The 12,801-nt window shown below is 36.3% G+C and carries 11 protein-coding genes; all 11 read right to left on the reverse strand.

Annotated elements, in window-relative coordinates; genetic code table 11:
- A partial coding sequence (locus AB5Z12_RS17550) for a methyltransferase domain-containing protein (RefSeq protein WP_368357426.1) occupies positions 1-336 on the reverse strand: 336 nt, incomplete at its 3' end.
- 218 nt (positions 337-554) lie between these two features.
- A complete protein-coding gene (locus AB5Z12_RS17555; protein ID WP_195991384.1) occupies positions 555-1,337 on the reverse strand; it encodes a ZIP family metal transporter in 783 nt (260 codons plus the stop codon).
- Positions 1,338-1,659: 322 nt separating this feature from the next.
- Positions 1,660-2,685 carry a transglutaminase domain-containing protein gene (locus AB5Z12_RS17560; protein WP_195478540.1) on the reverse strand — a complete coding sequence of 342 codons (1,026 nt, stop codon included), beginning with the start codon at positions 2,683-2,685 and terminating at the stop codon, positions 1,660-1,662.
- 2 nt (positions 2,686-2,687) lie between these two features.
- Positions 2,688-3,800, reverse strand: coding sequence for a heparan-alpha-glucosaminide N-acetyltransferase domain-containing protein (locus AB5Z12_RS17565; RefSeq protein WP_173735511.1), 1,113 nt, complete (start codon positions 3,798-3,800; stop codon positions 2,688-2,690).
- A 26-nt stretch (positions 3,801-3,826) separates the two neighbouring features.
- Complete coding sequence (locus tag AB5Z12_RS17570) at positions 3,827-5,332, reverse strand: hypothetical protein (RefSeq protein WP_173769763.1); 1,506 nt, start codon at positions 5,330-5,332, stop codon at positions 3,827-3,829.
- A gap of 152 nt (positions 5,333-5,484) precedes the next feature.
- Positions 5,485-6,027 carry a histidine phosphatase family protein gene (locus AB5Z12_RS17575; protein WP_173719616.1) on the reverse strand — a complete coding sequence of 181 codons (543 nt, stop codon included), beginning with the start codon at positions 6,025-6,027 and terminating at the stop codon, positions 5,485-5,487.
- Positions 6,028-6,322: 295 nt separating this feature from the next.
- Entirely contained in the window at positions 6,323-7,771 is a 1,449-nt protein-coding gene (locus tag AB5Z12_RS17580; protein WP_202017136.1) for a toll/interleukin-1 receptor domain-containing protein, read from the reverse strand.
- Positions 7,772-7,788: 17 nt separating this feature from the next.
- The gene (locus AB5Z12_RS17585) at positions 7,789-8,235 is read right to left on the reverse strand and encodes a very short patch repair endonuclease (protein ID WP_173715610.1); all 447 of its coding nucleotides are present in this window, start codon (positions 8,233-8,235) and stop codon (positions 7,789-7,791) included.
- Positions 8,236-8,251: 16 nt separating this feature from the next.
- The gene (locus AB5Z12_RS17590) at positions 8,252-9,472 is read right to left on the reverse strand and encodes an LlaJI family restriction endonuclease (protein WP_368368720.1); all 1,221 of its coding nucleotides are present in this window, start codon (positions 9,470-9,472) and stop codon (positions 8,252-8,254) included.
- Positions 9,473-9,483: 11 nt separating this feature from the next.
- Positions 9,484-11,367, reverse strand: a complete 1,884-nt coding sequence (locus AB5Z12_RS17595) for an McrB family protein (protein WP_368368721.1) — start codon at positions 11,365-11,367, stop codon at positions 9,484-9,486.
- Positions 11,367-12,800, reverse strand: a complete 1,434-nt coding sequence (locus tag AB5Z12_RS17600; RefSeq protein WP_173715612.1) for a DNA cytosine methyltransferase — start codon at positions 12,798-12,800, stop codon at positions 11,367-11,369. Before AB5Z12_RS17600 ends, AB5Z12_RS17595 begins: the two co-directional genes overlap by 1 nt.
- Between the last annotated feature and the right edge of the window lies 1 nt (position 12,801).

Consider the following 12,801-nt stretch of genomic DNA (forward strand, 5'->3'; position numbering starts at 1 on the left):
ACAATGCATTCGCATACCTTTACGAATTTCAAATTTTTCTACTTTTAATCCTGCTTTTTTGCAACATTTTATGACCACATCTCTTGTTGGCACCTGGACATCTCCATGTCCGCATATATTTGCCAACGGCATTTCCAATGTATTCATTAGCCATACCAATACTTTGTTGTCACTGGTCACATCTCTAAGAACCAACCTTCCATTTGGGCGAAGACATCTCTTCACACTGTCAAAAAATGCCTGTGGATCCGGATAATCTTTCTTGCACATTTCGTAAATACCAGCATGGCTACTTTCATATCTTCCTGCTGCTTTTGTAAATTCTTTAATTGACATTTTTTATATTCTTCATTTTTCATGTTTTTTTCTCCAATCACTGTACCTTTTCGCCTTGCATCCGCATTTCTTCATTCTTTTCATATAAGCATAAAACTGCTTATGCAATTCCCTCATTTCATCTGGTGCCTTCATAGCATGTTGATACATAAATTTATCTCCAAAACTGCTTTCAAATGTAACTGCCAGCATAATCGCTAAGAATCATTTCTCGCCTCTTACCCTAATGCCACATCTAGGATCATCATCAAACTAAATCCAAGTGCAAAGAAAAGCGTACCAATATTCGAGTGCTGTCCCTGCGACATTTCCGGAATTAGTTCTTCAACCACAACATATAACATGGCTCCTGCTGCAAAGCTCAGTAAATATGGTAATGCCGGGATTATCAGCTGTGCAGCAAGAATCGTCAGTACTGCTCCAATCGGTTCAACCACTCCTGAAAGTACACCTCCGAGAAATGCCTTTCCCTTGCTTTCGCCCTCTGCCCTAAGCGGCATGGATATAATCGCTCCTTCCGGAAAATTCTGAATGGCAATTCCAAGTGATAAAACGAGTGCACTTGTTGCTGTAATCTGTGCATTTTCAGCAAGAAATCCTGCATACATTACACCGACTGCCATACCTTCAGGGATGTTGTGTAGTGTAACAGCCAACACCATCATTGTTGTACGGCCAAGCTTGCTTTTCGGTCCCTCTGCCTGATCACTTCCAACATGAAGATGTGGAATCAAATGATCGAGCGCTAGTAAAAACAAAATACCAATCCAGAACCCAACAACTGCCGGAACAAATGATAATCTTCCCATACTCTCAGATTGTTTAATAGCCGGAATCAGAAGACTCCAGATTGAAGCAGCAACCATTATGCCTGCTGCAAACCCTGCAAGTGCACGTTGCACTGACTTGCTAAGTGTTTTTCTCATAAAAAACACACATGCTGCACCTAGTGTTGTTCCAACAAATGGAATCAGTATACCTTCAAAAATATTCATTAACATTACATTTTCCTTCCTTGTATAATCGAAAAATTTTTCATATATATAGCAAAAATAATTTTCTTCAGCGGTATAGTAACAGTTCTATAGCTTGTTGATTATATTTTCGCTATAATCTTTCAAACCGTCTTTTTGTTAGTTTAAACTAACCGCTGCATATATAAGAAACCGCGCAAAAAGTAAACTATAATTTTACACGGTTCTTCTTGTGTTTAAGTATATCACTTACGAAATCATATAACAATAGAATTCTTTCAACAATGTTTTAATTTTTTCCGAACAGTAACCTGGACAGTTTTAGCACAAAATTCCTTGGGTCATTTCATCAATCCTTCTCCCCTTCATTCGCTTCCTCCAGCATAACACTCTCCTGTACCTGTATGTCAGCATACTGGACGCGAAGAACTGCCTGAGGCCAGTTTATGCTGACCATTGCGTTTTTCTCTTTTTCCATGCCTGCTTTGCGGATTAGGTCAAGAAGCTCATTTAATACTTCTTTTGTCAGGTATCCACCCCGCCAGTGAAAAACAAGCACCTTTCCTTTCTTAGCAGCCTGCAAAGACCGCTTGTATACATCCTCCTGTTTGGTAAATGATAATTTCTTCTCTTTGTAGTAAAAATGATCATGATCATTGCAATGAGGCGCAGGCGCGATCAAGGGCTCATGATCGCGAAAGATCTGCTGATCATCCAGGTTGAAATAGTCATAGCGGATTTCCTTGTTTTCGCGATCTTTTCCCAGGCTGTTGTCAAAAGTGGCATCTAAATGATAATATGTGCCATTTATCTTTACAATATTCCAGGTGTGCCGGTATTTGATTCCTTTTTCCGGATTGTTACCGCAAATTGCGATCACACACCATACTCCCAGCGCATCCAGAAGAACCTTCACCGCTTTCGCAATGCCCTCGCATACCCCGACGCTCTGTCCAAGAGGACCTATGATCTCATGGGAATATGCTTTTTTCAGTTTGTCATAACGGACATTTTCGCAGATAAAATCGTGCACATATTTCTCTTTTTCCCACTCAGACATCTTCTGTGCCGGGCGGACAAGCTTCTCTACCCTGGCTGTCAGAGCCTTCTGATGCTCCCGGATCTTGTTTTTCTCAAAAAGATATTCCGGTATGAAAATCAGGTTCGGCGAATCTTTGTAGTAACGATATTTAAAATTGGTTACCCAGAATATTTCCGGATGGTCCAGCCTCATCTGGAAAAAAATATTGTAAAGCTCCTCTCCGGAAAGTGCCGGAACCTGAATTTCATCCGATAGATTTTTCACCCCGACAAAAATGCTGTGATAAGCAGCCTGCTGGGGTTTGTTCATATGATTATAATAGTATTGTTCCATTTTTATCCCTTTAGCTTATCTGTCAGTTTCAAATATCCCTGCACAAGTAGATCTGTTACGATCAGCACAACGACTGACAAAATCAGACAATCTCTTACACTAAATTCGTAAAAAGCTGCAAAACCAGCAATCGTCCAATATACTCCAATATGCACTGCATACATTTTGGATATCTGCCTGGAATAATAGCACAGCTTATTGTAAACAAATTTCCATTTTTCTATAATCGGCATGAGAAAAAATGCCACTGCAAATACAAGGATAATGCTGCAGAAGGTTCCCACTACTTTCACAAGTCCGGGAGTTCGATACTGTTCGATCATATAATTAAAGAATCCGTCAACACCCGGATGCATTACGATGCAGATTACAAACCAGGCTGCCGCTACGATTCCGCATACCAGACCGCTCTTTTTGTAAAAAGCTCCTTTTTCATCCTCTGGTACTCTTCTGATTACTTTTGCAAAAACATATCCTAAAAATACATAACTCAGATATGGAAAAAAGCAGAAGCTTGTCTCACCTTTTCCCCCAAAGGTCATATCCAGAAGCCAGTTAAGTGCCTGATTATCAGAAACCAGCAGTTTGGTAAAAGGTGTTACGATTCCCACTATCAATGCACTTATTATGTAACCGCCAAGTTTTACATTAAATTTCCTGTACAAAGCAAGTACAAGGTAGCACATACCAGATATGAAAAAAATATTCACAAATGTAAGCATGGAATACCGACTTGCTTCAAATACTTCCCTGCTGCCTGCTACTTCTCCTGTAATAGAATTTCTAATGGCGTAGCTGACCGTCATGACTGCCGCATAGCACAAATTGCTTATGCCTTGGTAAATCAACAGTTTTATACCGTTTCTGACCATGTCCTTTGGCTGGGAATGACGTGTAAAAACACTTCCAAAACCCATGGTAAACAGATATAAGCAGGCTCCGGTAGGCATAAACAGGGCAAACATAATTTTATGTACACTTGACTCTGCCGCTGCTGCACCTGCAATTGTCTGAAAGGAATGTATAAATACAATCATGATCATCAGAAAGCCTTTTACCAGGTCAAGCTCTCTCTGGCGTCCAGTATTTACTTCTTTTTCTTTTAAAGAAAACATATTTCTTCCCCTTTTCCTTAATTTGTTCAAATATTATCTAAAAGTGCAATGTTTTTTGGATACTCCATATTAGAATATAAGTTCAGCTGCAGCTGCAATATCCTGTTATACTCATCACATCCAGGCTCAAGGACTCTTCTCTGCTCATACAAGTCGTGGTCTTCCTTGCTCATTTTCACATCAAAGCTTTCCTTTGTATGAAACTGGATTTCAATTCGGTAGTTGCGCGGATTTTTAAATTTGGTATTCACGCCATTGTATGGAAAACCGTCATTAGTCCAATAATTTTTTAATGCATAAATTTTCCAGTTTTTCTCAGACAAAGCCGTTATAACAGAACGGATCTGTTCTACATAATCTTCCGGATCCAGTATGATCGTATAACGGACTACATCCGCCAGCGAATCAAAGAAGGATTTCTCTACTCTCTGATAAAGCTTATTGTACAAGGATTTCGGTGATTTCACTCTGTACTCTAATCCTTCCAGTACGGCTTTGTTGGTTTTCGCGAACTCTATAAGGAATTTGGTTGTCTCGAATTCTGTGGATAAATAATCGGCATAAAACACTCTTTCCTCAGGAGAAAGCTTCTGAAACAGTTCCCTGTCCTTATCTGTCCATGATTCTTCGATTTCTTTGTTCAGATAGATTTTTTCAGCTGTTTCCGCAGACGGAAGGCGGTGAAGCTCTATGGAAACAATGGAAAAAAGATTCAAACTGTAGTCTGACCGGTCAGACAGACTACTGACAATTTTCCCGAAATTATCAATAATTAAATTTACCTTCCGCTCAATCAGTGTATAAGCCGAATCCGAACCGCCTGCTTCTATCACCAGCTTGCCATCTTTTACCTTAATACTTCTTACCACGTTTCTTTCAACAAATCCAACGATTTCTTCGGAATTATATTTGTCGAACTTGTCATAGCTCAAATCAATATTTGCATTTTTTAGTTCTGCCAGCTGGTTTCCAACAGCTAACACAGCTGCCAGTTCCTTCAGCCTGATAACATTTTGATTGTTCAACACCAAAGCTTCTTCTAACTGAACAGGTGCTGTACCATTTTCACCGATAAAGTGAAGCATACGGATTATGGCATATTTATGCAGATCTGATGGAAATTCAAATATATCGCCGTATTCTTCCAACAGGCATGCACTGAACAAAACATGATATTTACTCATAACCTGAAAGAACGTAAGCTCTTCTGCCTGCTTCTGAATTCCAAGCTTGTCCACATATCTATTCATAATTTCCTGATTTAAGCCAAATCCAATATGTGCAAATAGCGCTGCGGACAAAAGACAGTAGCACTCATCTTCATTCAGATTTTCCAGTTTCTGCTTATCCATTATCATATCACAAAATTCTGCAATATCGATAAAATGCATTATAGAATAATCAGAAATATTAGGATATAACTTTTTATATTTTTCCAGCATTCTCTGGACAACTGTACAGTTATCCCGGTAGTTCCCATATAGTTTTTTTGATTTTGCTAATAAAATTTCCGAACACTTATTAACTATCATTTAGTTTTTCTCCAGTCTCTTTTCCCTGTTCTCCTTCGTTTGCCTCTTTAATCAGGATAATGGCGCAGAGTTATTCGTTTCTTTTCCGGCTTAATTACCTCAAGATTACTTACCGTTTCAAAATAATCATTCATATTCCGAATATTCTTTTGTCATTTAAAATCATATCGAACCACAGCACAGTTTTTTACTCCAAATGCAGCATATTCCTCATTTGTCATATCCGTAAAATAGGACTGTACCACTCTGGCGATTCCGTTGTGAGCAACCAGGATGTAGGTCTTTTTATCGGACTCTGCTTTTATTTCATCAAGAAGATTATAGATTCTCTGCGCCAGCCGAAGTGTTGATTCTCCGCCTTCATGACTGCATGCAAAAAACTCCTTTGCTTTCTTGAAATCCTTCCCATCCCGGGGAGTGGACTCCCATTTTCCAAAATTCTGCTCAATCAGCCTTGGTTCCACCCTGTATGGAATTCCTGTCATTTCCGAAATCAACCTGGCAGTATCCGCTGCCCTGTTAAGCGGAGAGCAGAGGATTTCATCTGCCTTAACCCCCTCTGTAAGAATCTTCTGTCCCGTCTCCTTTGCCTGCTCGCGTCCATATTCTGTAAGCGGACTGTCTGTAGCCCCGCATATTTTGTTCTCAACATTCCACACGGTCTGCCCGTGCCGGATGAAATAGAAATGTCCCATGGTGGGTCCCTCCCGTTATTTTCTTCTCATAATCCTGGTTATATTTCTCGGTAAGCGTCTTTACCTCTGCTTCCGTAAATCCAATATAAGGTGCAAAATTCCTAGAGCATGTTTAAAAAGGCTTCTGCAAGATGTGCGTCACAATCGTCCAAGAAAATAATGGGTTCGTCATTTTCATTAACAGTTTTTATTACAGCTGCAACTACTCTAACTGTTTTCATAAGTTCCTTGTTGAAACGTAAATATGCATCTTCTTTAGTAATTTCAGACATTTAATCCCATTTCATAACGTATATCAATTTAAGGTTCCAATATCCTCAACTTTAATATAGTTTAAGATAGCAGGCGCAGCATCCCATCCCCTTAAATAACTTATTTCAGAATTATACACACATTTTTCTATTTTTCCCTTTAGTTCTTCAATATCATTTACGCCAAATAATACCTCCATTTTTTTACAATATCTACGTGACTTCATTCTTTCCCATTCTAGCCCTTTATTTTCAACATAAATATAACATGTAGGAAACCAACAAGTGCCATACCAAATTCGCTCATTTTTAGGAAGATCATAGGCATTACAAACCTGATATAAAAATAAATCTGCTTCTGCAATTGCTTCTGCCGTATATATCGGAAATTTTTCTCTTTGACTGCAAATAATATTGCCAACTAAAGTATACTTATCTTTCATTTGAGACATTGGCTTATAATGTTCTTCAATGACAAAACTATGATGTCTAAATGTTGTATAATTAGTTTGTTTAATTTCTCCACCAAAAAGACTGTTCTCTAAAAAATATGTATATGTTAGCAATATATTTATTGCCTCATAGTCTTTAATATGACGTAAATAAGCAATAACACAGATGAACAATTCCCACAAAAGAATTTTATATACATCCAAATCATTCTTATTTGCAGAATATGCCTGTGGATTAAATGTTTTTACACAAGTTAATTTGTTATATAAGTACTCAAAAGATTCTGCAAGCGTCTCCGCATAATTGCTTTCGGTTTCGGCAATCGTTTCTACAAATTCCAAATATATATCACGTACTGTTTTTGTATTTAGGAAATTATTATATGCTTCTTCTGGTTTTACATTACAAATATAATAAGATTTTAAAGCCTCAATATATGCTTCTTGAAATCTTGCTATGCAGCTCTTTCGTTTAATTGATGTATTACCTCCTCTGATTTGACGAATCAAATCTTTTACTGGAAAAAAATTAGTCTTTTCCTCATCCAACCATTCTGGTTTCTTTCCAAGAGGTGGTTTTACAAACTGAGGTTTTTCATATATATTTCGAAGAAGTTTCTCATATTCTTCCTCATATTTTTCCGGATTCGAAAGATCAATATATATTCTGGTTTTTATATAAGTTGGTACATATTCCTTTCCCTCTTCATCTCGCTCTGCAATAATTGGGATGAACTTTTCTTGTCTTGCATTTCCGTACACTTCACTGGAAATAATTACTGTTTCATCTCCTACACCTCCAGTACGGTCATTTGCTTTCTGTGCGTATGCTTTATCACAAATTATGAGTACTTTTGTAATACTCGAATCATTAACACACCTTTCCATAAATTCATATTTATCATTTCCCTCTTTCAAATCCCATTTGTCAAGGACGACATCTACCCCATGGGAAACCAATCTGTTCGCAAGCTCAAGTACAAGTGCATCACTACTCCATGAATATGATATAAATATTTTGGGAATTTTATCAATCTGCAATGTCAGCACCTCCAAATTTAACCTTCATCATTATCACAAATAATCACATCAAATATTGCCTCTTCCACTGTTTTAACACACTCATCCGTATATTTCTTTATATCTTCTCCCCAAAATCGGATAACAGTCCATCCTTCATAGTTTAACTTTTTATTTATCTCGTCGTCTCGCTCCATGTTACGTGATATTTTCTTAATCCAGAATTCACTGTTATTACTATTCTTTAATTTCAATTCTAACTTTTCCCAATCTTTTCCATGGAAAAATTCTCCATCGCAGAATATCGCAATCTTATATTTTGTCAACGCAATATCTGGACTTCCAGGTAATTTTTTGTAATTTTTCCGATACCGATAACCTTTATTCCATAAGGCTTTTCTTAATATAACTTCTATCCTGGTATCTTTTCCGCGAATATTTTTCATATTCTTATGCCGCTGTTCTTTTGTTAAAACATCAGTCACAAAATCACCTCAACAATCAGCTTTCAATTAACTTCGCCAATTTTTCTATTTCATTCATTTCCTGCCGGACATTTATACTCATTAAAGATTTAACATCAATGAGAATTCCCTGTATTTTCTGATATTCTTCTGAATTATCCTTCCAATTACTTATTGCTTCTCCTATTTTAAGCATCTGGGAATTATCCGGACATTTCCTTTTCAACGAATCAAAAGGCATAAGAAATGCATTATACACCCTCATGTTATCTCCATGTTTTTTCTTAAATTTTTTCTCAGTAGCTACATACTCCCCATATGTAATCTGTTTATTAATTGATGTTGATTCAGGAAGATCCCTGGTATTTCCAGTTACTCCGTATTTATAATACTTTGCATCAAGAATGTACACATTTGTTCCACTTATCATAATCGTATCTGGTTCAAGAGAAGCATTTTCATGTTTCGTCTTATCAATCCACCATGAAGTCTTCGGAAAATAATCAGCTTTATTTTCTATACCGAATACTTTATCAATCATTTTTTCCCAGACATATTCAAAGCGATAAGTTCCGTATCTATAAGTCTTGTCAGAATTTCTATCTCCCTCAAAATCAATAATTGCCAACATATGTCTAAACAATATGCGATTTTTATCATTATATGTATTTGCAAGCTTTTCTTTAAGAACCGAACGGAAGATTCTGTCCTGCTTTATAATTCGTGGTTTTTCTGGCATTATTCTGGTAAAAAGCCATCCCATTTGTTCAAAACTCTCATACACACAATACTCATGTATTAATGTAATCAGTTCATTTTCTTTAACACGATCGTTCTTTGTTACAAAATCCAGATAAAATACATCTGTACCCTGTACATAAGACTTCTGAGTTTTTATTGTTCTGTTCCAATTTATTTTTCCTTTTTTAGCAACTTTATATGAAACTTCCTGTTCTTTATAATAACCTCTTGCAAAAAAATCTTTTATAAGATATAAATATGACTGCAACGGAAATTCCATTTCATCAAAAGCATTTCCTTGTCTAAGAACATCTGATTCCTTTCGCTTTGTATTAGCCGAGAGTGTTGTAAATAGTAACATAATGTCCTTGCGAAGTTCATTGTCGTCTTCAGATATATGATAACCTATCGGAAAGTTAATACTAATATCGCCATCACTACATCTCAATCCAACAAATGTATCCTTTTCACAATTAGAATTCACTCTGCACTTGCTTCTTATATCAACTTTCCTCAAAAAATCACCACCTACTTTTCATCATTTTCTATATTTCGCTGCTTCATTTTTAAAAGCATCTTCTCATAGACTTCTGTTCTCAATACAGATTCCAATTTATCAGCTTCACTTGTTTCATACTTACTAACCACATCCTCCAGAGATTTACAGCTCTCATTAAATATTACTGTCGGATCCATTCTAAAAGCATTATCCCATAAATGTTTAAGCACTTTTTCAGAGAACTTATCTGCATCCAATTCTTTTTTCTTTGCAAAATATATTCCCAAACGCTTATCTGCAGAGCTTACCATGTCAGTATTACTATCAATAATCATATCGTTAATTACAGTAGCAAAGGTCCCCCAACTTACTTTTGTACCATCAATCATATCTTTTGAATGTTCAGATTTTTCAAAATTATTCTCTATCTGTCTTGTACTCCATCTTCGCAAGAACGCAGTATCCAGTGTAAACACATTCTGATCAGCCGTATTCATTGTTGCCAGAATGTTCATATTGGAAGGAATCCTTACCGGGTGATTTTCATCCCCATATACCTCTTTTGCAACATCATAATTTGAAATTCCATATTCACTCTCCCCAACTTCTTCTGCAGGAAATTCATCCTCATCTTTTCGATCCAGTAACTGAAATATCTCTCCAAATATTGCAGGTGCATTGCCACGATTTAATTCTTCTATAACAAGATAATAATGATTACTGGGATCTTCTTGTGCTTTCTTTAACATTCTGGTAAATGGTCCTGGTGTAAACACATATTTTAACTTCTCATTGCCGTCTTTATCTTTTTCCACTCTCGGCAATATCTGCCCCACAAAATCTGAGTATGTATAATCGGGATGAAAAACAACCCTTTCCATCATTTTTTCATCATTACAATATTTTGTTTTTATTTCATGGCTTTTACCAGATCCTGGGACTCCATACAAAAGTATATTTTCTGCTCCTGTTTTTCTCTCGCCTAAAACTTCTTTTTCTTCTTTTATCGCATTCTCATCTGAAATATAAATACCATATGAATTCTGTTCAAGACATCTGTATATATTCAAAGCCTTTTGTAATTCTGTAGAGTATGATTCATTTATTCCAGCAGCTTTAACTATATCCAATGATTTGAATGCCTTTTGAATAATGTTTTTTCCGTACTTTATTCCGAAAATATGGATAGAAGCCACTTGCATTTTATTTTCTGCATTACTATACATTTCTTTAAGAATGTTTCCTAATTCCGAGATTGTAAAATTTCTATTTTCAACTTTGGAATCTTTAATTTTAATATATTTCTTTATATCAACTTTCGTATTAGTCGGTAATTTGTAAAATTTGTTGTTTAGCACAGAAAGATGATACTCTCCATTATTTTCATCAGCTGCTCTTATTCCAATACAATCATAGCTCAACCTCTCTTTATGTTTCAAGATCACCAGAAAGTCTCCGGTGTGTAACAACTTTCTAAACTTAACAAAATCCACATCATCACTAGTAATCAATGAAAGTTGTACTTGATCTGCCTGTTCTTTTCTCCTACTTCTTACCACGCTTGCACAAACACAACTTTTTTTATTTTCGTCAAAAATGATTCCGCTTTTCTCATCAGCCTCTAAATATGAAATATTGTCCTGGTAAATGTAAAGTGGGATCTGTGTTATAAAATATTTTTTTAACTGTTCATCTTTTTCACTATAATCGCAGTTAAAATAACCATCAGCCATGAGATACGGGAACATATTCATCTGTTCTCCAGATATTGCTATGTGTGTCTGATTAGTTGTTCTCCCCTCATCCAGGGTATTAGACGCTTCCAGTCTTTTTACCAGTATTCCATCATATTCGTTTGCAGAACACTGTGGAATTATATTCTTTATTACTCTTATTGCTTCTACAAAATTCATCAAGCATTACCGCCTTTCATATAGCCTTTTATCACTTGTGCTATTGCCCTTCCCAAAAGTGGCGGAACAGAATTTCCTATCTGCATATATGTCTTCGTATATGCCCCTCTGAAAAAATAATCATCAGGATAAGACTGTACTCTTGCCGCTTCTCTTGGCGTTAATCCTCTTGCCTGGGTAGGATGTATATACATATTGCAGTCAAATTTCATATGCGCAGTTATCGTTTTACAAACCTTATCATTTTCCAGTTTAAAATATTTATCCTTAAAAATTCCATTTCTTCTGGCATAAGGCATGATATCTGCTATTTTAGGGTCATCTGAACGATCTCCCGGTTCCATTCGTCCAAAAATTTCAATATCCCTGTCATTGTTGTATCTGGCCTTATGATTTGAAACCACATCAATTACTCTGCCTTGATTAATATAAGAAATATAATCATTTGTTTCAGTACAATAATTCTTTTCTATTTTGTATCCACTTTCTATCGAGCCGCTTTCTGTAGAGTTTTTCACTCTTGAAGCTTCCAATTTCCTAAGTCCAAATAAAGCATCACCCAGATTATATTCCGGTATCTTTTCGCTAAGTTCAAATATCTCATTGAAGATTTTCTCATTATCAATTCCAAGACAATTACCTATATATATTAGTCTTTCACGATTTTGAGGCACTCCGAAATTCTTTGCATTTAGTATATGGCACTCTACAGAGTACCCGATTGCACGGAAATCATCTTTTACCTGTTCTGCTACAGATTGCATCCCTTTGACATTTTCCATGACAAAAAATTTAGGCTGAACTTTTTTTACTGCTTCAACATAACTTTTATAAAGATGATTTCTCGGATCGTCTATCAGCCTCTGTCTGTTAGCCATACTAAATCCCTGGCAAGGTGGTCCACCAATAACAATGTCAGCACTTCTTCCATCCAGCAATTCATCAAGCTCGTTTACCACATCTTTTATGTTTCCCAATATAATATGGTCTCTGGGTGTCTCCGGATGGTTATGTGCATATGTATCCACACAACAATCCTGGATATCATTTGCCAAGGTAGTAACAAATCCTTCCTGTGTAAATCCTAACGACAACCCACCTGCTCCGCAAAACAAATCTATCATCTTTAGTGAATCATCATTAACATTTTTTCTGGCGTTTTCAATATAAGTATTACAATATTTGCTTACAGGACATTCATAACACTGCTGTACATTTTCATTACATATAACGGATAATCTTCTGAATGCAGTCATAACTTCTGCATCGTTCTTTACCTCGTCCTTATATAATCTGGCCCTTGCATTAAGGAAGTCCTCTTTTACAGTTTTCGTTACTCTTTCAATACAAATTTCTATATTTTCCTGCTCTTTACTATCAAGTCCTGCTTTTACAAACGCAGTAAACTCACATTTATCGTTTTTGTATTCCATA

The sequence above is a fragment of the Ruminococcus sp. RTP21358st1_G6_RTP21358_211008 genome (assembly GCF_040908885.1).
In the GTDB taxonomy this organism is placed as follows: Bacteria; Bacillota; Clostridia; order Lachnospirales; family Lachnospiraceae; genus Blautia_A; species Blautia_A faecis.